Origin of the sequence: Bacillus sp. JJ1764, from assembly GCF_036962145.1 — a bacterium.
Lineage (GTDB): Bacteria > Bacillota > Bacilli > Bacillales > Cytobacillaceae > Neobacillus.
Genome location: NZ_JBALNY010000099.1, coordinates 17431 through 41297, shown reverse-complemented (window position 1 = coordinate 41297; position 23867 = coordinate 17431). Strand labels below are relative to the sequence as shown.

Genomic DNA, 23867 nt, shown 5'->3' with positions numbered 1-23867 from the left:
GAGGATTCCATAGTGGTAGAAGCACTTTTTAAATTTGAACAATTATTCACTATACAACATTGCTACTAGCAGGAGGAAAAAAATATGAGTATAAGGTTTAAATTAATGCTAGGATTTACATCTGTTTTAATCGCAAGTATGGTTGGATTTGTCATTCTGTATTTCTCTATGCTAAATCTAGGTAAATCATATGATAATGTCATCCAAAACGATGTGAAATTGTACAACCTGGCACAAGAAATTCAATATGAGGACTCGGTGATCAGCGATACTGTAAAAGGAATGATAATTCAGCCTGGCAGCAAAAGGGAAAAAAGTCGCTATGATGAATATGGAAAGCAGATTACTAAAAATATCAAGAAGGTTTCTTCTAAGGTTACCGATCAAAAATCTAAGACCATTCTAAAAAATCTCGAGAGCAACAACATTACATTATGGGATTTAGAAACAAAAATGAGGAAACTCGCTTTTACAGATAAGGAACAAACGTTAGAGATTTATAATGGGGAATATTACCAAAATAACACTTATTTTTCAAAAAATGTAGCAGATTTTAAGCAAATTCAGCTAGATTTATTGAATGAGAAAATAAAAGAACAGAAGAAATTAGCTAAGGTCCGTTCCATTATTAGTATAGCAGTTATTATTATTTCCATTTTTATAGGATTGGGCGTTTCATTCTTTATCTCAAGAAAAATGACCAAGCCGCTATCCTTTGTTGTCGAAAAGCTTGACCAATTATCAAATAATAATGGGGATTTAACTCAGAGATTAGAAGTAAAAAGTAATGATGAAATTGGCCAAATGGCCCACGCCTTTAATAAAATGATGGACAATATCCAGAGCATCATTAAACAGGTTCAATTGGCCGCAGTAGAAGTAGCTGCTTCCTCAGAGGAGCTGATGGCGAGTGCTGAACAAAATTCAGTAGCCACCAAGCAAATTTCTGCTTCTATCGAAGAAATTTCCACCGGCACCAAGCAACAAGTGAGAGGAACGGATGAGATCTCAGTCGCAATGAGCGAAATGGCCGTCGGAATTGTGACAATCGCCAATTCCACTAGTATCGTGACTGAGTCGGCTTACAAAACGATTGATGATGCAAATGAGGGACATAGGGTTATTGAAAAAACAATTGAACAAATGAAAACCATTCAAACATCTGTTGATGAAGCCGGTGAAAAAGTTCAAGAATTAGAGAATCTTTCACAAGGAATCAGTCAAATTATTGATGTTATTACAAATATAGCGGAACAGACCAATTTATTAGCATTAAATGCTGCCATTGAAGCCGCACGTGCCGGTGAATCCGGGAAAGGATTTGCGGTCGTCGCGGATGAAGTAAGAAAGCTGGCCGAACAGTCCAAAGACTCCGCAGCACAAATCTCAACACTCGTATCAAGAATCCAAATCAATACTTCTAATGCGGTCAACTCCGCAAACAAAGGCATTGACGATGTGAATACCGGTATCCTGGTAGTGGATGACGCAAGAACCGTATTTAATCGTATTGTCCAGTCCATCCAGAATGTCACTGAACAAATCCAAGAAGTTTCAGCAGCATCCCAGCAAATGTCCTCTGGAACGGAGCAAGTCGCCTTGTCAGTTACGAATTTGGCAGCCATTGCGAACCAGTCTTCTGCCAATGCACAAGACGTAGCAGTATCCGCAAAAGAACAATTGCTATCTATCCAGGAAATTTCAGTCTTTTCAAGCAACCTGGCTAAAATGGCCAATAACTTGGAAAAACTTACAGGTAAATTCAAAGTTTAATAGCCTTTCAGCAATAAGCACTTGTCCAGAATCGGGCAGGTGCTTTATTCATATTCTCACTATTCTTCTACATTTCCCCATCACCAATAACAACAAAAAGTCGAATTAAATAACAGTTGGAATGTTCTAAAAATATTGACAATTAGATATCTTGTTTTATAATTATGGACATAGCCATTAATCAACATTTAATGGTTCAAAAAAAGGGGGGATTTCATTTAATTAAAAATTAATACATCATTTAGCAGCTCCACTCATTACCTTGACCTCTTAGACCTACCTTCATTGAAGAATACACCCTTCCTTCAGATTCTTTTCGACTTCAAGTGAACGATTTTTTTAAAGGATGATTAAACAAAGGGGGCAATTGAATTGTGGAAATTTAAGATTTTAATAGGGGCATTGATCACCGTCCTATTATTCTCTCTTATTGGTTGTAGTACTGATAAGAAATCATCAGGGGAAAGTGAACAAACAAAAGATAAGCGCGGGGATTTAAAAATCGCGTACTCTGCACAGCCTCAGACACTAGACCCTCACATTAGCTTAGCTCAAGCTACGGCAGATATTATGGGAAACGTGTATGAAACATTATTAACAGTTGATTCCAACCATAAAATCCAACCGATGCTGGCTGAATCTTATGAGCAAAGCAGCGACAGTAAGACAGTTACTTTTCATTTAAGAAAAGGAGTCCACTTTCACAATGGAAAAGAAATGAAAGCAGCTGACGTGGTAGCCTCCATGAATCGGTGGAAAGATAACATAGGCGGCAGAGGGCAATTTTCGGATGCTGTTTTCGAAGCTAAAGATGACTACACTGTCGTTTTAAATCTGCCTAAGCCTTTATCAACCGCCTTAAGCATCATCTCTTACCAAGGTCCCTCGTTCGCTGCAATCATGCCAAAGGAAATCATTGATCAGGCCACCCCAACCGGCGTAAAAGAATTTGTGGGAACTGGCCCGTTTAAATTTGTTGAATGGAAACAAGATCAATACGTCTCTCTCTCCCGTTTTGATGATTATCAATCTCGCAGTGAAAAAGCCAATGGATTAGCTGGCAAAAAAGAAGCATTGCTTAATGAAGTGAAATTTATGTTTACTCCAGATGCTTCAACAAGGGTAGCAGGAATTCAAAGTGGGGAATATGATTTTGCTTCTTCTGTTCCGGTTGATAATGAAAATATACTTAAAAGCGATCCAAATCTAATTCCCTCCATCAATCCTTTCGGGTATATTACGGTGAATTTTAATAAGAAAAAGGGACTCTTTGCCAATAAACAAGCGCGTAAAGCCGTTGCTACAGCCCTTGATCGGGAAAAGATTTTAACCGGTACCTTTAAAGATAAAAAGTTCTTTACTGTTAATGACTCTCTGATGATGGCTCAGCAAAAAGAATGGTCCAGTGATGTAGGAAAAGATCTCTACAAAAAAAGTGATCCTGAAAAAGCAAAACATTTATTAAAAGAAGCTGGATACGATGGCAAAGAAATAAAAATAATGGTTACTCGTGACTATATTGACCATTACAATGCTGCTGTCATTATTCAAAGTCAGCTAGAAAAAATCGGGTTGAACGTAAAGCTCGAAGTATACGACTGGCCTACTCTGCTGAATAAAACTTCTGATCCAAATGAATATGACATCTACGTGGTTATAGACCTCCCTGTTCCTGAACCAACTTCAAATTTATCCTTAATACCGGGATTTGCTGGATGGACGAATAGTCCCGAAATGCTGGACCTTGTATCGAAAATCAGAGGTCTGCCTTCATTGGATGAGGCAAAAGCTCAATATGGTGAATTGCTTAAGTGGTATTACGATTATGTGCCGGATATCAAAGTCGGCGATATCAAAAAAGTCGATTATTTACGCAAAACGGTTTCCAATTATCAATTTCAGGACCGGATGATTCTATGGAATGTAACAAATAACAAATAAGCATTTTGAAAAATGGTCTTCCCGTTGCTGATCCAGCAGCGGGAAGGTAAACCAGAGGGGGTTACACCGTTGCATATTTACCTGATAAAACGGGTCCTTTCACTTTTACCCGTCTTGTATGTTGTTTCAATTGTCATCTTTTTAATTATTCACTTAACCCCTGGTGATCCGGCTTCGGTCATATTAGGACAGGAGGCTACTAAGCAACAAGTGAATGAATTTCGTGAAAAACTAGGCCTTAACCTTCCGTTATTCCAGCAATACATTCACTGGATGGCCGGAGTATTTCAAGGTGATTTGGGCACCTCCTATTTTATGAAGGAGCCTGTCACTCAATCGATTTTATCACACTTGAAACCGACGATTTCACTAACCATATTGGGTGAAATCGTAGCTCTCCTCATAGCTATTCCCATTGGCATTAAAGCTGCGAAACACCGGGGTTCAGGTCTCGACCAATCTATGATGGCGATTTCCTTATTGGGGTTGTCTATTCCAGTTTTTTTATTGGGTCTTCTGCTTATCTTATTGTTCGGAGTGGGGTTAAAATGGCTGCCTGTTGCCGGATATCAGCCGCTAAGCTCAGGATTATGGAGTCATGTAAAGTATCTGATTTTACCTGCTATTTCATTAGGAGTTGTTCAAGCAGCCCTCATTGCCCGTATGACACGATCTTCCATGCTAGAAGTACTTAACACCAACTATATTAAAACAGCTCGGGCAAAGGGCGTGAAGGAACATAATGTCACATACAGACACGCCTTACGCAATGCCTTCCTCCCCATTTTAACCATTATAGGACAATCGATTGGTTTTCTTGTGCTGGAGCTGTTATTACTGAAACGATCTTTAATATACCGGGGATTGGTCAGCTTACCCTAAACTCCGTAGCACGGCGCGACTATGCCGTCATTCAGGGTGTCGTGTTATTTGTTACCCTGGCCTATGTTTTTATTAACTTAATCGTTGATTTATTATATGGCATCGTTGATCCACGCGTCCGTTTAGAACGAAAGTAGAAGGGAGAAATTCGATGGGGGCGATAGAAAACAATCTTGAATTTACCAATCGTAAACATAGTCTGAAGAAACAACAGAGAAAATTACTTACACTGCGGCTCTTATCAAACAAATTGATGGTCACCGGGAGCCTGATCATGATTTTTTTAATTCTGGTGACCCTTTTGGGACCTATATTCGTTTCCCATGATCCGTATGAAATGGATGTATCAAATAGGCTGCAAGGACCTAGCGGTGAACATTTACTTGGCACCGATAATTTCGGTCGGGATATCTTGTCCCGAATCGCTAACGGAGCTCAGGTTACGATGTTGGTTGGTTTTACAGTTGCGGCTCTCTCTTCCCTTATGGGTGTAATCATTGGGTTATATGCAAGCTATTATCCTACTCTTGACCACATCTTGATGCGAATATGTGACGGGCTCATGTCGATACCGGCCATATTGTTGGCCATTTCATTAATGGCGGCACTCGGGCCCATGACGAAAAATGTCATTATTGCCTTAAGTATTGTGTTTACTCCCTATGTTGCCCGGGTCATACGTTCCGCTGCCTTAGTGATTCGTGAAGAAACATATGTTGAGGCAATGAAGGCTCAAGGAGCAAGTACATTTCGAATCATTTGGCTGCATATTATGCCAAACACGATTTCGCCTTTAATCGTTCAAGCAACCTTTATTTTTGCGGAAGCGATTATTACCGAGGCAGCGTTAAGTTTCTTAGGAGTCGGAGTTCCTGCCCCTAATCCGAGCTGGGGCAATATTTTGTACGACGGTAAATTGGTCATCTTTAACGCATGGTGGATGACGGTTTTTCCAGGATTAATGATTGTATTATCTGTCCTAGGATTAAATTTACTTGGTGACGGTTTTCGGGACCTGATTGACCCCCATGTTAGTAAAACAAAAAAATAAAAGATGGATAGGGGGATCGCCATGAAAAAGCAGCACCTTTTGGAAGTAAAGAAACTGAAAACTCATTTTAGAACAGAGCGCGGAACCGTTACAGCAGTAGATGGAGTTAGTTTTCACATTGAAGAAGGAGAAATACTCGGTGTTGTAGGAGAGTCCGGATGTGGAAAAAGTGTTACCTCTCAATCCATTTTGAGGTTATTTGATGAAAAATATACCGCTCAATATGAAGGGGAAATTAACTTTAAAGGTAAAAATATGTTAGCGCTTTCGAATACCGAAATGCAATCCATTCGCGGAAATGATATTGCCATGATCTTTCAAGATCCGCTTAGTTCTCTAAATCCGGTTTATACAATCGGTTATCAAATTGTCGAGTCCATTTTACTGCATCAGAATGTATCAAAAAAAGAAGCCTACAAGAGAGCGATTGAACTGCTCAAATTAACCGGTATCCCGGCACCAGAAAAACGGGTGAATGAATATCCCCACCAATTATCAGGGGGAATGCGGCAGCGGGTTATGATCGCCCTTGCCCTCGCCTGCCAACCGAAACTTTTGATTGCCGATGAGCCAACAACTGCATTGGATGTTACCATTCAGGCGCAAATATTGGATCTGATTGTCCATCTTAACCAAGATCTTAAAATGGGTGTCATGTTTATCACACATGATCTTGGTGTGGTAGCAGAAATCTGTACACGTGTGATCGTGATGTATTTGGGTCAAGTCGTAGAAGAAGCAGATATTGACAGCCTTTTTTCCCAGCCGCTTCACCCCTATACAAAGGGGTTAATGCAATCCGTTCCTCAACTCGATGGAGATCGTACGAAAGAGTTGTATGTCATTGAAGGAATGGTTCCTTCCTTAGACAATATCCCTAAAGGCTGCCGCTTTGCCCCTCGTTGTCCTTATGCCGATGACTGGTGTAAAGAAAAAATGCCAGAACTGACACTGCAGCCAAACGGTCAAAAAGTCCGATGCTGGCATGCAGACAAAATAGCTCAAGATAAGGAGGGAAAATATGCAAACTCAGGCACCTAATCAGCCGGCCTCCCCCCTGCTTGATATTCAAGGACTGAAAAAATTCTTTCCAGTTAAAGGATCATTGGGAAGTCTGGGAGGAGTAAAGGGGCAAGTTAAAGCTGTAAACGATGTTTCCTTTAAGCTGTACGAAGGAGAGACCTTAGGATTGGTTGGTGAATCCGGGTGTGGAAAAAGCACGACAGGCAGGACGATTTTGCGGCTGACCGATCCTACTGAAGGAAAAGCGATATATCGTAATCAAGATATCTTTAAGCTAAAAGGCAAAGAATTTCGCTCGATTAGACAACACATGCAAATGGTTTTTCAAGATCCTTATTCTTCCTTGAATCCACGAAAACGCATTGGAAAAACATTAGAAGAACCTTTGGCGATTCATTCCATCGGAACCAAAAAAGAGCGCACAGAAAAGGTGATGGAGATCCTGAATCAAGTCGGTCTGAACATGGACCACTATTATCGGCTGCCTCACGAATTTTCCGGTGGACAAAGACAGCGAATTGGTATGGCTCGTGCTTTAGTCGTCAATCCCAAATTGATTATTGCTGATGAACCAGTTTCTGCCCTCGATGTATCGATTCAGTCACAAATTATTAACTTACTGCAAAGATTGCAGGATGAAATGAAATTGACCTATCTCTTTATCGCCCACGACATCAGTGTTGTACGCCATATTTCAAATCGTATCGGGGTAATGTACTTGGGGAGGATGGTCGAAGAAGCTGTGACCGACAGCTTATTTGCCTCACCTCTTCACCCATATACCCAGGCCTTACTATCCGCCATACCGCTCCCAAATCCGAAAATGAAAAGGGAACGAATCTTATTAAAAGGGGAACTTCCGTCTCCTTTAAACCCACCTTCCGGGTGCGTCTTTCATACGAGATGCCCTTACGCGATGGATCGTTGCGAAGAGGAAATTCCTATGAAAAAAGAAATGGCCAAAGGGCATTTTGTTGCTTGCCATTTATACGAATAATTATTAAAAAAAGAGAGTTGAAGTTTATGCGTTTTCATAGTAAAGCTGATGTAATTTTATCCAGTCATGCTGTTTTTACTGGGTTAACCAATCAACCGTATCATGCTGACATTGCCATTATTGAAAATAAAATCGCAGCGATTGGATCTAAGGAAGAGATCATACCGTATATAGGACCTGACACGAAAATCTATGATTTCGGTAATCAGTTAATTTTGCCAGGGTTTCATGATTTTCATCTACACATAATGGCAGGTGGCCTGGCCTTAAATAGTGTGAACCTTTTTGCTGCGCGATCACAAGCGGAAGCGATTCAGATGGTGCGCAAGTATGCTGAAAGGAATCCGGGTGATTCTTGGATCATTGGATTTAAGTGGGATTCGGGTCGCTGGAATGACAAACAGCCACCGCATCGTTCTGCCCTGGATGTCTATTTTCCCGACAGGCCCATCGTCCTGTTTTCTCTTGACAGCCATTATGCATGGGTGAACAGCAAAGCATTGGAAATAGCCAAAATCTCTAGTGAATCGAAAGATCCGGATTATGGCTTTATCGAAAAGGACTTAAACGGTGAACCAACCGGCATTTTAGTTGAAGGAGCCATTTCCTTTGTTACAAAGCATGCTTATGATTTCTCGCAAACCCAAAAGAGACAGCTTCTTCAGAGATTTCTAACAGAAGCAGCCCGCTTTGGCGTCACTTCCGTCAACAACATGTTTGGTTCCGCGGCCACCCTAGATGATTATCAGATGTTTCAGGAATTCGAAAAGACTGGAAATTTAACCACCCGTATCCACCTTTTCCCTGCACTTGATGGCGATATAAAGAGTGCTAAAAGATTAAGAGATACCTATTCTTCGAAGAAATTAAGAGTTTCTGGGTTAAAACAGTTCATTGACGGAGTAATTTCCAACTCGACAGCTTTTTTAATAGAACCCTATTCAGATAACTCAAGCACGGAAACTAAGCTGGCCCATCCTCCTGAAACCATCAAAAGGTGGGTCGTAGAAGCTGATCAAGAAGGATTTAGCGTTCGCTTTCATGCCATTGGAGATGGTGCTGTCCGTTTGGCTTTGGACGCATATGAGACGGCAAAACAAGTGAATGGTGTGAGGGATTCACGCCACTCGGTTGAGCATGTGGAAGTCATCCACCCTGACGATCTCCCCCGCTTTCATGATTTAGGTGTCATAGCTTCCATGCAGCCCGGTCTTCTAGCCAACACAGAACGGGGCCTGTATACATCACGGATTGGTGAAGACCGTGCGAAGTATGCATTTGCCATTAAGACGTTGCAAAATGCAGAAGCCACCATTGCATTTGGTACAGATTTCCCTATTGATCCCTTAAACCCGATGCATCAGATCCATAAAGCAGTTACAAGACTTGACAGCAGCGGAAAACAGGAATGGAATCCAAACGAGGCTATTACGCTGGCCGAGGCATTAAAAGCTTATACGTACGGTTCCGCCTATGGAACATTCAGAGAGGATGAGCTAGGTACATTAGAAGCTGGGAAACTGGCAGATCTCATTGTTCTAGACCGAAACCTTTTTGAAATCTCGGAGGAAGAAATAATGGAAACACAGGTGGAACTTACAATGGTTGACGGAAACATAGTTTTTAACAGAAGTAACGTAGATCAAGACATAAAACAAAGATAGGATAAATGAAAATTTACATCTCGGAGGATTTATAAATGAATAATAAAGTAACGATTGGTCTAATACAGGTAAAATGCAGTCAGGATATTGAGGAAAACGTGAATTATACGATAAAGAAAATCGAAGAGGCTGCCAGTAAAGGAGCCAAGATTATTTGCTTACAAGAATTATTTAACGCACAGTATTTTCCACAAACGGTTTCGGTTAATGGCTACAAGCTTGCAGAGTGGATGGATTGTCAGATGCTTCAAACCATGAGTGAACTTGCCAAAAATCTAGAAGTTGTACTCATTGTTCCTTTCTATGAAAAAGCAGCACGCGGAGTTTATTTTAATAGTGCAGCTGTATTCGACGCTGACGGCTCTTATATGGGTACCACTCGAAAAAACCATATTCCTGATGGTCCCAATTATCATGAAAAGTTCTATTTCGTTCCCGGAAACACAGGCTATCCTGTCTATCAAACTCGTTATGGGACAATAGGGATTGGAATTTGTTGGGACGAATGGTTTCCAGAGGTAGCAAGGATACTGGCATTACAAGGTGCTGAGATCCTATTTTATCCCTCAGCTATTGGTTCTGAGCCTGATCATCCCGAACTCTCTACTCGAACGGCATGGGAGAAGGCGATTTCTGCGCACGGAATTTCAAACGGTGTTTTTGTGGCGGCCGTTAACCGTGTTGGGCAAGAAAAAAATATGACCTTTTATGGCGGGAGTTTTATCAGTGATCCATTAGGGAAAATAATGCAATCACTTGACGATGAAGAAGGGATCATCATCCAGGAGATTGATAGAAACGAGATTGATTTTGCTCGTAACCTCCTTCAATTTCTTCGGGATCGACGGCCGGACACATATGGCCCTCTGTTGCAGGTGGAAGCTTTTAATAATAAAAATACATGAAAATTATGAGGAGAAATACGGTGAAAAAGAACCTGTTGAAAAAGTTATGTAAGTTGTCGCTAATTGCCATGTTGAGTATTGTGATGATGTCCTCTGCATCTATTAGTGGAACGGCAGCTAGTACGACGGCAGCAGAAGATTATTCATTCCCTGCTGAATGGGAGAAGCAAAGTGCCGTTTGGTTAGCTTGGTATGAATACCCATCCATTCCTGGAATGCATGATGTTACTGCGCAAATCATTGAAAATTTGCAAAACGTTGCTCGTGTAAAAGTGGATCTTATCATCAAGCCTAATGAAAAAAATCAGGTGATCAACTTTCTGAAGAACTATAAGATCGATACAAATTCCATCAACTTTCATGAATATAATAACCTCTATATTTACACAAGAGATTTAGGGCCTGCATTCGTAAAAAATAGTGAAGGCAAGGCAAAGGTGATGGATTTTAATTGGAACTTCTACGGTGCAGGCAACAACGTCTATGATAAGCTTGCGCTGGGCTATCTTGATAGAGATATGGCTCGGCAACTGAATCTCCCTACCGTTCAGTCCAGCATGGTGGCTGAGGGCGGTGGTTATGAAGTGAATGGTAATGGGGTCATGATGGGATTTAAGGACATGGCACTTAACCGCAACCCTGGAAAAACGATTGAAGAAATTGAAAGTGAAATCCTTAGAATGTATGGCTATAAGAAAATGATCTGGATTGATCGAAGTCCTCTTGCAGATAAATTGGTGGTGAATGGCCCTATTATCGAAAATTTCTTTGGTTATGGAGCGAATGGCCACATTGATGAATTTGCGCGCTTCGTAGATCCCCATACCATTTTAGTTGCGGAAATTTCCAAAGAAGCCAGGGATAACAACACATTAGAGAGAATCGATTACGAAATTGTCGAGGAAATGGTGAACAAGCTGAAAACCGCAACCGATATCGATGGCAAACCGTTCAATATTATTCGCATGCCGGCTCCTGATTTGTCTGATCATTGGTACGAAAGACTTATTATGCCCGGAGATGAAAGCTATGACTATTATAAAAGTTTAGGCTACAAAGATGGGGATAAGGTAATCGAGATTCCTGCCGTAAGTTATTTGAACTTCTTGATTACAAACAACGCTGTTATCGCTGCAAAATATTGGGAGCCGGGCAAGTCTGATCGTGTGAGACAAATGGATGAGCAGGCTAAAGAAATTCTTCAGGCTGCATTTCCGAATCGAAAAATTGTACAAATCAATCCAATGGCTGTCAACGGGCTCGGCGGAGGCATTCATTGTATTACCCAGCAACAACCACTACTTTCACCATAAATGCAAAAAAGCCGGATCAAATCCTTGAATTTGATCCGGCTTTTTGCTGATGGTAGAATGACTCCACTCTTTTTTTCTGACTCAATCATTTAAATGAATTTGGTATATTTTTTTAGGCCTTCCCCTAACATGGGGGCTTTCTTGCCTAATAACTGTTGCATAACCATGGGCTTCAAGTGCGGTAATAATTCTCTGGGCACTTCGAGGCATAATCTGCAAAAATTGGCTTAATTCCTTCACATCAACTTCATCAGTCTTCATTTTATTCAAAATGGAGGCTATTTTGCTTAGCGTTGATATACTTAATGATGTTTTTTTGCTGACCGATTCTAATTCGGCCGAATGATAGGAAAAGTTAAGTTGATTGGGCGCACCAAGTGGGCCGATAAATTCATGATGATCCAAAAGAGCCATCCATGTCCCTTTTCCAAACTCTTTTGCGTGAATAAGCGCATTAACGGCATTTATTTCAGCTTCATATGCTGAATAACCGACTCCAATTCCACAAGTTACTGATTTTAAACCCAGTTCATCCAGCTCTGCCATTTCAGGAATGGAGCAAAATGAGTCTGTGATTTTCTCCATTACTCCCCTCGTTGAAAAAATAACGAACTTTCCTAATCCGGCTGCTTTTAAAGAACCTTGCAGGCGCCTAGCATACTTCAATAGCTTGTCTGTTATTTTTAGCTCCAGATTTAATAATTCATCTGTAGAGAACAAATCCTTGGATAATTTATTCTCCGTATCAAGCTCTAAAACTTGAACGGCAATTTGCGCGGTTTGATAGCGTTGTAATTCAAATGCCAGAACAATACTGTTCAATTTAGTTTCAATTGCCGATTTAGTAGGCAGGATTCTGAATACAGGTATGCCCAAGCTTTCAAGTTCACTTTTGATATGAGGAATACAAGTAATGACTCCCTTTATTTTTTGTTCCTTCCAATTTGAGTAATGAAAATCGACATAATCTTCGAGAGTTAGTGATTCATCAAAAGGTTTTAAATATAAGGGTTTTTCACTAATGTTAATTTCCTTCAGACTATTTTTTAAATCGGTCAGTTCAAATGAATCAAAACTCAATTCCTCGATTTTTAGCCCTTCTGCATATGCGGCCAATAATAGGGTCTTATATAGACTGGAGCCTGTATATTCTACACTATAAGTAGGCTGCTTTATCTCCCCCCACTTTTTTGCATAAGTCAAGGCAAGGTCACCAGCAAATAGCCAGGCATCAACCTCTTCACAATAAGGATGCAAGGGGTTGTTATTCCCTTCACGCAAATCCCAAATAATAGAAATACTTTTGAAGGAAGGATTTTTTTCTACAATAGAATTAATTTTTGCGACTGATTCTTTTGAGCCAAAAATACCTAAACGAATGGTCAAGGAAATCACTCCTTTGATCAAATGAATAAAGATTTTTCATATAGAACTACACATACTCTATTATTTTACACTTATTAATACCTACATTCTAACAGAATAATAATAACTTCTATATTCATCTAAATATTCTAAATATTATTGACAATATCGATGTTTCATTTATAATTATGGACATAACCATTAATAGTCTATAAATAGAGAATCATGGAGGGGTTTTTTTGCAAACGTTTAAAAGGATTTGTGTAAAAGGAACTGCCTACGAATGCGGCAAACAAATTGGTGAGCAGGCTGAACAGGAAATTCATCACTCTATCAAGGCCTATGAGCAACTATTTATGAATGCTAATAATACTAGCTGGGATCATGCAAGAATTCGTGCTGCCGCCTACATTCCCTGGATTGAAAAGTATGATCCGCTTATTATCGATGAAATGAAGGGGATAAGTGATGGCGCAAAGGTCGATTTTCTAGACATTGTTGCATTGAATGCACGAAGTGAAATCATGTCGACAACTGACGGGTGTACTTCTTTAGCGGCTGTCCCCCCCGGTACAAAAGATAACCAAACATTATTAGCACAGAATTGGGATTGGATGGCTTCTTCTAAGCCAAGTGTCATTATCGTTGAGATCATTCAGCCTTCCCGCCCAAAAGTATTAATGTGCACAGAAGCCGGTATTGTCGGAAAAATTGGCATGAATGATTGTGGCATTGGCTTTTGTCTTAATTTTCTAAGTACAACCCAGCAAGAATATGGCGTTCCGGTTCATATTGTTTTCCGGGGAATTTTAAATAGTACATTGTTTTCCCAGGCTGTTGGACAAATTTCCCGCCTGCCAAGAGGGACTTCTGCAAACTTTTTAATTGCGACAAGCGAGGGTGAAGTTCTTGATATTGAAAGCACGTGTGATGATTACGATGCCATTTATCCATCCGAGGGGATCATTGTTCACTCTAATCATTTTTATGGACCAAAACACATCAATATAAAAGATTTGGCAAGAAAGGATTTTCCTGATACTCATTTTCGCCAAGGTCGTGGGGAGAAATTACTTAAAAAAGAACATGGAAAAATTGATGTAGAAACGGTGAAGTCCCTCTTATCAGATCATCTCAATTATCCAGATTCAATCTGCAGGCACGGTGAAACCCTGGGCCCTTTACCTGGAAGACCGCTTCCTTCAGACACAGTTTTCTCTATTATCATGAATTTAACAGATGGATACTTTGAATTAGCTCCCGGCCAGCCATGTCAAACACCTTTTGAAAAGTATACGTTTACACATTGAGTAAGCAGCAAATTAAAAAATGGGTCATACATTTTTCAAGGAGGATTGATGGATGGATACTAATTCAGTTACGCTTAAGCGAGCTCTCACGTTAAAAATGGTTGTGTTTTTTGGTTTAACCTATATGGCTCCAACTACTTTGTTAACAACGTATGGAATAGCCGTAAGTGGCACAAACGGGATGATCCCTACCGCTTATGCGATTGCTTTATTCATCATGTTGTTTACAGCTTATAGCTATTCGCAAATGTCGAAAGCGCTACCAAATTCAGGGGCAGCTTATACGTATGCCCAAAAATCGCTAAACCCGCATTTTGGATTTCTCGTTGGTTGGACCATTATCATTGATTATCTATTTAGCCCGATGATCAGTGCCTTGTTCAATGCCATCGCCCTTAATGCCATGTTCCCCTCGATTCCGATGTATGTTTGGATCATTTCATTTATTGTCATTGTTACAACTGTCAACATCTTTGGTATTAAATTAGCAGCAAACTTTAATACGATCTTGCTGATTTTCCAAATCTTATCGCTGGTTTGGTTCGTTACCTTGGCGATTAAAGGACTTCATGCTGGAAAAGGAGCAGGGACATTGTTTTCAACCGCTCCCTTCTATGATTCTCACATTACCTTATCAACTCTTTTATCCATTGTTCCGATTTTATGTTTTTCCTTCTTAGGTTTTGATGCCGTAACCACATTATCAGAAGAAACGAAAGATCCGATGAAGACGATCCCAAAGGGGATCTATTTGGTTACTTTCATTGGCGGACTCATCTTTATCGTAGGCGCCTATTTCCTACAAATGGTTTACCCAAATTTTCAGTCCTTTAAAGACCCTGCGTCCGCCTATATTGACATTCAGATTTATGTTGGCGGAATGATTTTTAATAGCATCATGAATGCAATCGGTATAACAGCTGGCTTTGCTTCAGCTGTTGCCTCGGGAACGAGCGCCTCTCGTATTTTGTATGCGATGGGACGGGAAAATGTATTGCCCAAAAAATTCTTTGGCTATCTATCACCCAAATTTCAAACACCAGTTTTCAATATTTTACTCATTGGTGTCATTGCCTTAAGTGCCATTTTCCTAAATTTAAACACAGCGATCTCACTGATTAACTTCGGAGCGCTATTCGCCTTTTTCTTTGTGAATCTATCGGTGATCGCCCACTATTACTTCAGAAAGAAACAGCGGTCCTTCAAAGGGACAATTCTATATTTAGTCATACCTCTGATTGGCGCAGCACTTATTGGATTATTAATGAAAAATTTAGATAAACATTCACTAATACTAGGTGGGACATGGCTGCTCGTCGGATTCATCTATCTATTAAACTTAACAAAAATGTTTAGACAACTACCACCTGAGCTTGGACTTGAAGAAGCTCAATAACCACTATTTTATGTACTAAAGAAAGGATACATTGAAAATGAGTAAACAAATTGCTGATTTCATTATTACAAGTAATACTGTATTTACAGGTCTTACCGACCAACCTGAACCGGGAGCGATTGCGATTAAAGGCAAAAAAATAATAGCGGTTGGTTCTGAAGAAGAAACGAAGCACCATATGGGCGAGGATACGAAAGTCCTTCAATTTAAAGATCAACTCATTATGCCGGGATTCCATGATTTCCATCTTCATATGATGCAGGGTGCCGTTTCCCTCAATGGTGTCAACCTGTTCGAGGCTCGTTCAGAAGAGGAAGCACTAGAAATGATTCGAGAATTCGCTGAAAGCAATCCGGATCAGCCATGGGTTTTCGGATTTATGTGGGACAGTGGTTTTTGGGATACACAACAATTACCTGATCGTTATTCATTGGATCGTATTCTTCCCGATCGTCCAGCGCTACTCTTTCATGCTGAAGTTCATTATGCCTGGGTGAATTCGAAAGCATTAGAGATGGCCAATATCACTCGACACACTCCTCCCCCCTCTTTTGGTATGATCGGAAAGAACGAAAATGGTGAACCAAATGGGATATTATATGAAGGTGCAATGGATGAGGTAATCCTCCATGCCTATGATTTTACAAATGAACAAAAGAGAGAACTTTTTTCAAGTTTCCTCACCCACGCCGCCAGCTTTGGAGTAACAGCTGTCCACGACCTATTTGCGGCAGAATCATTGGATAACTTAAATGATTATCGTATCTATAAAGAGTTTGAAGAAAAAGGAGAACTAACAACACGTGTCCATTTGTGGCCAGCATTAAATGGCGACTTGGAGCACGCCAAGCATTTGCGGGATGCCTACCAATCCGATTTACTCCGTGTGTCCGGACTGAAGCAATTTATTGATGGTGTCATTACAGCTCGTACGGCGTATTTATTAGAACCCTATGCAGATCAGGACGATACACGCGGTGAGGCAACTTTCCCTCCTGAAACAATTAAAAAGTGGGTAGTGGAAGCGGATAAAGAGGGATTTAGCATTCGTTTTCATGCGATTGGTGACGGAGCCATTCGCCTTGCTTTAGATGCTTATGAGGAAGCACAAAAAGTCAACGGCAAGCGTGATTCCCGGCATAACGTGGAACATATTGAAGTGATTCATCCTGATGATATCCATCGTTTTAATGAGCTTGGTGTCACGGCTTCGATGCAACCGGATCACATGGCCATGTCAGAACGGGGTGTTTACACCGACCGAATTGGTGCCGAACGGGAAAAGCATGTTTTCGCGGTCAATACATTGAAAAAAGCAGGAGCGAGGTTAGCATTTGGAACAGACTTCCCTATCGACATCCTGAATCCACTTCAACAAATCTATCGTGCCGTCACAAGAATTGACAGCAGCGGAAAAACAGTATGGCATCCACATGAGCGGATTACTCTTGCCGATGCGTTAAAAGCATATACAATTGGACCGGCTTACGGTTCATTCCGAGAGCATGAGTTGGGTACATTGGAAGTTGGAAAACTCGCAGATCTAGTAGTTTTGGAAAGAAATCTTTTTGACATACCGGCGGAGGAAATACCAGTTGCAAAGGTGAAGCTAACGATTGTTGATGGAAAAGTAGTTTATGAAGGTGCAAAATCTCACTCTGTTTGATAGATTAGAGAACCTCTGGATATAGTAGAAAAAAATCATAGAACTAATTTGTAACAGCAAGGCTCTTTAAATGTAGAAGAAAAAGGCTTTTTGCAAACAAGCTTTTTTCTTCTACTTTTATATAAACGTCCTCACTGGCTTAGACGCTCCCTATTTTTTTCTCACAATAACAGATTGATAACTATTAAATAATTTCAATGACAAATTCTTAGTGAATTCCTGCGCTTCGTGGATAAATGCTTTTAGAGCGGGATTTATGAAATTGGTTGAACGCACCTCTAGCCCTAAGTTCTGATAGACTTGCGGGCTTAAATAGGAGGCCGTGACTTTGGATAAGGTAGAAGGAATGGCCAATTCCGGAAGAATCGTATTTCCTACTCCCTCCTGAACCATTGCGATGATGGTGGCAATGTCACTGACTTCAAATTGAACATTTAGTGAGATCCCTTGTTCTTTAAAAATCTTCCGAATAACATGGTTGCATTCTTTTGCCATGATGAAGGGTTCACTTGCGATATCCTTTACATGAATGGCTGATTGATGGCTCAACGGATGATTTTCCGAGACAAACACAACCATTTTATCCTGGAGCAAGGGGATAAATTCAAATTCCCGCTTTTCTTCAGAGACCACTCCAACATCTACCACTGATAATGTTAGCCAATTATTTACCTCATCTTGGTTTCCTTCATATAGCACGACTTCTACACCCGGAAATCGTTTCTTAAAAGAACTAATCAGACCAGGCAATAGTTTTGCTGCCATACCTGCAATACTTCCAATTCTGATCGTCCCTGTTTCAAGTTCTGTGATTCCCGTCGCCTCATTGGTGATCTTGGTTTTAATCACCATTAACTCCCGAATCAAAACCGTGATGCGTTCTCCAACTTTTGTTAAATTAATCCCATTTCTGCTCCGGTTCAGTAACTTTACATTTAACTCTGATTCCAGAGCTGCCACCGCCTGGCTGACGGCCGATTGCGAAAGGCCAATCTGCTCACCGGCCTTAGTAAAACTTTTTGCTTCCACTACCTTTAAGAAAACCTCTAATTGAAATAAAGTCATGGTTCACCCCACACCTACATTAGATTTTACTTATGCAATACATTCAAAGTATTAATTTTACTTATAGTATAACTCATCATATACTACTATCAAAAGACAAATGGAAAGGTGAGGAAATCATGAGTATATTACAGGCAGAGGGACAGGGAATTTATAAGGAGATTAAAACAAGTCAGTCTGTGCTGATTGATTGCTGGGCACCTTGGTGTCCGCCTTGCAGATTAATCGGGGCTGTCCTAGAGGAAATTGATTTAGAGTACGATGTAAAAATAGTTAAAGTGAATTCCGATGAAAATCAGGAGTTTATCAGTGAGTATCAGGTAATGGGGATCCCAACATTATTATTTTTTCAAAACGGACAGCTGGTGAAAAGAATATCTGGGTTCCAACCGAAAGCTCAGCTGGTTGAATCCCTAAAAGAATATGGGTTCATCCAATAGGTTGTAGGCATTCCCTTCGCATTTATGCCTCGACTTCGGTCACACCTTGCTTTTTTCGATTCGCCTTGTCCGAAGGTGCCACATCTCTAAAAGGCCTTGCACAATGAATATATCTAACAAATAACAAAAAGGGCTAGACGCTACTGTTCGTAGTGGCTAACCCTTCTTATTTTAATAGAACACTTTTACTGATTAGGCAGCTTTTTCCTCGAACGTGTCTCCAACCTTATGCCCTTCCCATTTTGAAATGACGATGCTGGCTAGTGCGTTGCCGACGATGTTAACACATGTACGAGCCATGTCAAGAATTCGGTCAACACCAAGTATAAAGGCCAAGCCCTCTACTGGAACGCCCACACTGCCTAAGGTTGATAAGAGAACAACAATCGAAACACCCGGTACACCTGCAATTCCTTTGGAGGTAATCATTAAAATGAGAACCAATGTGATCTGGTGCCCAATACTCATATGAATGCCATACATTTGAGCGATAAACAATGCTGCAATGGCCTGATACAATGTGGAGCCATCCAAATTAAAGGAATAACCGGTTGGGATGACAAAAGATGTAATTCCTTTTGGACAGCCGATTCGTTCCATTTTTTCCATAATTCGCGGAAGTACCGTTTCTGAGCTTGCTGTTGAATAGCCTAAAATTAATTCATCTTTTAGATAGGCTAATAATTTAAAGATGTTGTAGCCGCAAATTTTTGCAACCATGCCGAGAATAACGATAATAAAGAATGCCATCGCACCATATACAGTAATAACCAGTTTTCCGAGCGGTATTAAGGAAGACAAGCCAAACTTTGAAACGGTAACGCCAATTAAAGCAAATACACCAAATGGAGCAACCTTCATAATCTGATTGGTTATATAAAACATTGCATCGGCTGTGCCTCTAAAAAATGCGATAATCGGTTTGCCTTTATCACCTATTGCCGCTACACCAAGTCCAAACATAACAGAGAAGAAAATAATCGCAAGCATGTCTCCATTTGCAAATGCCTGTACGACATTGGTCGGTACAATATTTACAAATGTATCAATCTTAGAGTGTGATTCCGTTGCTTTTTCAGTCGTTACATAGGAACTAATATCTGACTTTACTAATTGAGAACGATCCACACCTGTTCCTGGATGGAATATATTCGCGATTAACAAGCCGACAACAATCGCAATGGTGGTAATAATTTCAAAATAGAGTAGGGTTTTGCCGCCCAGCTTTCCTAATGTTTTCATGTCACCGGCACCAGCCACGCCTACAACTAAGCAAGAGATGACAATCGGTACAACAATCATTTTAATTAATCGTAAAAAGATATTTCCAATCGGCTGTAAAAATTGTTCAACATGCGGATTACCGTAAAAAACGGCCCCCACAATAATCCCCAAGATTAATCCAATAAAAATTTGCCAAGCTAAGCTATTCTTTTTCACTCGCTTCTCTCCCATCTTTTGATACTATTAATAGTAGAAAATACATTGTAAACGATTCCATGGATTAATCGTACATCCCTAACTACGAAAAACTACAAAAAACTACAAAGATGAATTATAATTTTTAGAGTAGTTAGAATCTTCGTTGCATAAAAGGGGGAAGAACCGATTCGTGACAAATTATTAGCTTATTTGTTTATGATGATTGCTGTACCGATCGCTGGTGAAGTAAAGGTGTATCCCTTTAGCAGCCCTGATCAAAGGGTCAGCATGAGTGCGCCGGTTTTTTTCTTTATCCTGTTATGGTCACGTAAAATCCATCCAATTTTTGCAGGCTTTTTAACAGGGGCCTCCGTTCTCTGCTTTCGAATGATTCACGACAAACTGCTAGATGGAGCATTCCAATTTTCTACTAATTTTCCTGTGTTTTTTTATTACATGCTTTTTGCTCTGTTTTTTCATATTTTCAAAGTTAAAAAGATGTATTCCAAACCTCTGCTAATTGGCCTGCTAGGTATGGTTCTTGAAATAATCGGAAATGTAACAGAAATGACCATTCGCCATTTCACGACCGATATGAAAATGACGGGTTCAAACTTACTTATCATCGTTTTGGTCGCCATGATCCGCAGCTTTTTTGCACTCGGTTTTTTTAATGCCATTTTAGTTCGGGAAACAAGATTGGCCGAAGAGCAGCAGCGACAACGGACCGAACAAATTTTATTATTTGTCTCAGAATTATATGCGGAAAAGTTCCAATTGGAGAAATCGATGAAAAACGCGGAGGAATTAACAAGCACCTGTTATGCCATTTACCGAGACTTAAAAGAGGAGAACCATCATACACATGCACAAGCCATGCTGAAAGTTGCTGGTGAATTGCATGAAATAAAAAAAGATAATCAACGGATTTACGCAGGATTATCCCGTTTAATGATCAAGGAAAAGTTGGCAGATTTCATGGATATTAAGGATATTATCTCTGTTATCAGCCTCTCAAATAAAAATTATGGGGAGCTTCTTCGGAAATCGATTCAGGTTCAAGTAAATATCTATGGCGAGCATCCGGAATACCAGACTTTCCTCCTCCTCTCCATCCTTAATAACCTTGTCGCCAATGCGGTGGAGGCGATCAAGCATGAGGGGAACATTGCGTTAACAGTGAAAAGGGTGAAAGACCAGGTCAGAATAACAGTAAAAGATAATGGAACAGGAATTTCTGAGAAAAACAAAGCGTATATTTTTGAACCGGGCTTTACAACAAAGTTTAATCAGGACGGAATGGCATCAAATGGTATTGGTTTATCTTACACAAAAAATATCATTGAAAATCTAGGAGGCACTATAAAACTGGTCCAGTCATCACACGAAAAAGGAACTACCTTTGAAATTCATCTTCCAGTTGCCATGTTAATTAAAAAGGAGGAATGAAGATGAACTTTTTCATAGTCGATGATACCGCTAACATCAGGGGAATGCTCTCAAATATCATTGAGGAAGAAGAATTGGGTACCATTGTAGGGGAAGCAGCCGATGGAGCCGAAGTAGATGCTCAGACTCTGAACAAAATGGAAGTCGATATCCTTATTATCGATCTTCTCATGCCCATTAGGGACGGAATTGAGACTGTAAGAGCGATTGCCCCATTTTTCCAGGGGAAAATCATCATGATCTCGCAAATCGAATCGAAGGATATGATTAGTGAAGCGTATTCCATCGGAGTAGAGCATTATATTACAAAGCCGATAAACCGGCTTGAAGTGGTTAGCGTCCTTAAAAAGGTAAGCGACTATCGGTTGTTGGAAAAATCGCTTCATACCATCCAGCATTCCTTAAGCATTTTAACCAAGAGTACAACCAAAAATCGCAAAATTGAAAGCCAACAACCAACAAAGCAGCCATCATTCACATCCACTTCAAAGAAAATCTTGTTTGAACTAGGTATGGTTGGCAAGAGCGGTGAAAAGGACCTTTTGGACCTATTAGAACAGATGCATCAATGGGAAATCCAGGGAAATCACGAAATCCCTAACTTACATGTGCTGTATGAGCTTGCAGCAAAAAAACATCTCGATGCCTCTGCAACTCAACAGGAACTCCGAAAAGAGTGCAAAGCAGTGGAACAGAGAGTCCGCCGGGCAATCCAACAGGTGCTTGAGCATCTCGCTTCACTGGGATTAACTGATTACGCCAATCCAACTTTTGAATATTACTCATCCAAGCTATTCGATTACACCCAAGTACGAATGAAAATGCACGAGTTGGAAGGCAAAAACACCGCAACTCCTTCACGAATCAACATAAAGAAATTCCTCCAGGCCTTACACATGGAAATAAAGTTCAAGGTTGACATGTTCACCGAGATGATGGATGTTTCAAAATGAAGCACCAAATACAGAAAAAAAGAGGCAAAGAAAATTGAAAAATTTCCATTGCTGCGCCACATGCCAACATTTCCAAGCAGAGAAAAAAGCAGAAGGAATGAAATACTTTTGCAAAAGATTAGGCTATGAAACAAAGACACACTATCAATTCCAATGTTGGAACCCGAAGGACTCTATTATCAAACTCATTCAAAAGAAAAAAGACGACTGAAATTCACATTTTTGAGATAAACAGTCGTCTTTTGTAGCTTCTTTATCTGGAATTTATTTTAACAGCGGAATTCTATCCCGGTATTTTTCTATTAATTGCTGGTTATGTTGATCAGCTCCATCAATGTTTCCACTTAAGAAGATTGGAGGTTCAAAGCCATTGTCTGCCATCATTTTTACCGCTTCGGCAAAGATAGCATTAATGATGACTGCCCCCACTACAGTTGATGTAGGGCCAAATGGTACACTAACCTTTTCATAAGAAAGTGCTGCATCCCCTTTGGTTGAATAGTTATCGATCACTAAGTCGACCGAATTAAATAAGTGTTTACCGCTCTCATGCCTGGATGGCTGGCTCTTCGAATATTCCAAGGAAGTGATCCCAATTACAAAAGCCCCTTTTACTTTGGCCATTTGGGCTACATCCACAGGAACCGGGTTACGGCCAGAAGTGGAAATGACAAACATAACGTCTTCTTTACGGATGTCTTGGGCGCTCATGAACTCAGCTGCTAAGCCGTTTTGTCGTTCTAACTGTGAGGACCTTATTGCGCCTTCATGCAGCATTAAGGGCTCAAACAAGATGGGGTTAATAGGAACAAGTCCACCAGCTCGATAACATACCTCTTCTGTTAAAATATGAGAGTGGCCGCAGCCAAATAGTTGAATGATACCGCCATTTTGAATCGCTTTTGCCACCTGTTCAGCTGCTTCTTTCAATTTCGCCATTTGATTTTTTTCAACCAATTCAACCTTTTCTTTTGCCTTTTCAAAGTACTGTTTTAACATGGTCCTGTCCCCCCTGCCAATCGAATAAATTTTACCACCTCTTTTAGGAATAGTTCTTCCCGTTTCTATGTCAAAGTTACTCCCTTATAGACAAAATTTAATGGATATTCCTAATATAAACCCAATACCTAAAAATGTAGAGACCCATGCCCCCCACTTTTTATACCATTCAAGACTAAAGCATGCAGATCATGTTTGCAAAATTGGACTATATTTTATTAATAAGGCTCTGTTCAACTTGTATGTTGATTTC

At 40.3% G+C, this 23867-nt stretch carries 18 protein-coding genes and 2 pseudogenes; 16 read left to right on the top strand and 4 right to left on the bottom strand.

Features of this window, described 5'->3' with window-relative positions:
* Positions 1-84: 84 nt before the first annotated feature.
* From V7083_RS23820 to V7083_RS14545, 10 genes and pseudogenes are all read left to right on the top strand, one after another.
* A pseudogene (locus V7083_RS23820) lies at positions 85-831 on the top strand (HAMP domain-containing protein); the annotation flags it as partial.
* Positions 805-1773, top strand: a complete 969-nt coding sequence (locus V7083_RS23815) for a methyl-accepting chemotaxis protein (RefSeq protein WP_438823728.1) — start codon at positions 805-807, stop codon at positions 1771-1773. The pseudogene V7083_RS23820 and the gene V7083_RS23815, both read left to right, overlap by 27 nt.
* Before the next feature lie 372 nt (positions 1774-2145).
* Positions 2146-3714: an ABC transporter substrate-binding protein gene (locus V7083_RS14580; protein WP_335479001.1), complete on the top strand. Its 1569-nt coding sequence runs from the start codon at positions 2146-2148 to the stop codon at positions 3712-3714.
* 12 nt (positions 3715-3726) lie between these two features.
* Positions 3727-4733 (top strand): annotated as a pseudogene (locus V7083_RS14575) (ABC transporter permease).
* A 14-nt stretch (positions 4734-4747) separates the two neighbouring features.
* Entirely contained in the window at positions 4748-5647 is a 900-nt protein-coding gene (locus V7083_RS14570) for an ABC transporter permease (RefSeq protein ID WP_335478999.1), read from the top strand.
* 21 nt (positions 5648-5668) lie between these two features.
* Positions 5669-6688, top strand: a complete 1020-nt coding sequence (locus tag V7083_RS14565) for an ABC transporter ATP-binding protein (protein WP_335478997.1) — start codon at positions 5669-5671, stop codon at positions 6686-6688.
* Positions 6669-7667 (top strand): ABC transporter ATP-binding protein, encoded by a 999-nt coding sequence (locus V7083_RS14560; protein ID WP_335478995.1) that lies wholly within the window; start codon positions 6669-6671, stop codon positions 7665-7667. The genes V7083_RS14565 and V7083_RS14560 overlap by 20 nt, the downstream gene beginning before the upstream one ends.
* 26 nt (positions 7668-7693) lie before the next feature.
* The gene (locus V7083_RS14555) at positions 7694-9331 is read left to right on the top strand and encodes an amidohydrolase (RefSeq protein WP_335478993.1); all 1638 of its coding nucleotides are present in this window, start codon (positions 7694-7696) and stop codon (positions 9329-9331) included.
* Between the two features lie 35 nt (positions 9332-9366).
* Positions 9367-10236 (top strand): carbon-nitrogen hydrolase, encoded by an 870-nt coding sequence (locus V7083_RS14550; RefSeq protein WP_335478990.1) that lies wholly within the window; start codon positions 9367-9369, stop codon positions 10234-10236.
* Positions 10237-10256: 20 nt separating this feature from the next.
* On the top strand, positions 10257-11549 hold the full coding sequence (locus V7083_RS14545; protein ID WP_335478988.1) for an agmatine deiminase family protein: 1293 nt from the start codon (positions 10257-10259) through the stop codon (positions 11547-11549).
* An 81-nt stretch (positions 11550-11630) separates the two neighbouring features.
* On the opposite strand, the gene V7083_RS14540 is transcribed toward V7083_RS14545, so the two are convergent.
* Positions 11631-12935: an ArsR family transcriptional regulator gene (locus V7083_RS14540; RefSeq protein ID WP_335478986.1), complete on the bottom strand. Its 1305-nt coding sequence runs from the start codon at positions 12933-12935 to the stop codon at positions 11631-11633.
* A 218-nt stretch (positions 12936-13153) separates the two neighbouring features.
* Here V7083_RS14540 and V7083_RS14535 point away from each other — a divergent pair, with 218 nt between their 5' ends.
* The 3 genes from V7083_RS14535 to V7083_RS14525 are packed head-to-tail and all read left to right on the top strand — an operon-like array spanning position 13154 to position 17286.
* Positions 13154-14224 (top strand): C45 family peptidase, encoded by a 1071-nt coding sequence (locus tag V7083_RS14535; protein ID WP_335478984.1) that lies wholly within the window; start codon positions 13154-13156, stop codon positions 14222-14224.
* Positions 14225-14276: 52 nt separating this feature from the next.
* The gene (locus V7083_RS14530; RefSeq protein ID WP_335478982.1) at positions 14277-15620 is read left to right on the top strand and encodes an APC family permease; all 1344 of its coding nucleotides are present in this window, start codon (positions 14277-14279) and stop codon (positions 15618-15620) included.
* A 37-nt stretch (positions 15621-15657) separates the two neighbouring features.
* Positions 15658-17286: an amidohydrolase gene (locus V7083_RS14525; RefSeq protein ID WP_335478980.1), complete on the top strand. Its 1629-nt coding sequence runs from the start codon at positions 15658-15660 to the stop codon at positions 17284-17286.
* A 150-nt stretch (positions 17287-17436) separates the two neighbouring features.
* On the opposite strand, the gene V7083_RS14520 is transcribed toward V7083_RS14525, so the two are convergent.
* Positions 17437-18351 carry a LysR family transcriptional regulator gene (locus V7083_RS14520; protein ID WP_335478978.1) on the bottom strand — a complete coding sequence of 305 codons (915 nt, stop codon included), beginning with the start codon at positions 18349-18351 and terminating at the stop codon, positions 17437-17439.
* 119 nt (positions 18352-18470) lie between these two features.
* Here V7083_RS14520 and trxA point away from each other — a divergent pair, with 119 nt between their 5' ends.
* On the top strand, positions 18471-18791 hold the full coding sequence (trxA, locus tag V7083_RS14515) for a thioredoxin (RefSeq protein ID WP_335478976.1): 321 nt from the start codon (positions 18471-18473) through the stop codon (positions 18789-18791).
* A gap of 192 nt (positions 18792-18983) precedes the next feature.
* Here the strand turns inward: trxA and V7083_RS14510 are convergent, their stop codons facing one another.
* The gene (locus tag V7083_RS14510) at positions 18984-20231 is read right to left on the bottom strand and encodes a cation:dicarboxylate symporter family transporter (protein ID WP_335478974.1); all 1248 of its coding nucleotides are present in this window, start codon (positions 20229-20231) and stop codon (positions 18984-18986) included.
* Between the two features lie 198 nt (positions 20232-20429).
* Here V7083_RS14510 and V7083_RS14505 point away from each other — a divergent pair, with 198 nt between their 5' ends.
* Positions 20430-21662 (top strand): sensor histidine kinase, encoded by a 1233-nt coding sequence (locus V7083_RS14505; protein ID WP_335478972.1) that lies wholly within the window; start codon positions 20430-20432, stop codon positions 21660-21662.
* A 2-nt stretch (positions 21663-21664) separates the two neighbouring features.
* Positions 21665-22615: a response regulator gene (locus V7083_RS14500; RefSeq protein WP_335478970.1), complete on the top strand. Its 951-nt coding sequence runs from the start codon at positions 21665-21667 to the stop codon at positions 22613-22615.
* Positions 22616-22879: 264 nt separating this feature from the next.
* Here V7083_RS14500 and V7083_RS14495 read toward each other — a convergent pair whose 3' ends face one another.
* Positions 22880-23614, bottom strand: coding sequence for an SIS domain-containing protein (locus tag V7083_RS14495; protein ID WP_335478968.1), 735 nt, complete (start codon positions 23612-23614; stop codon positions 22880-22882).
* Positions 23615-23867 lie beyond the last annotated feature (253 nt).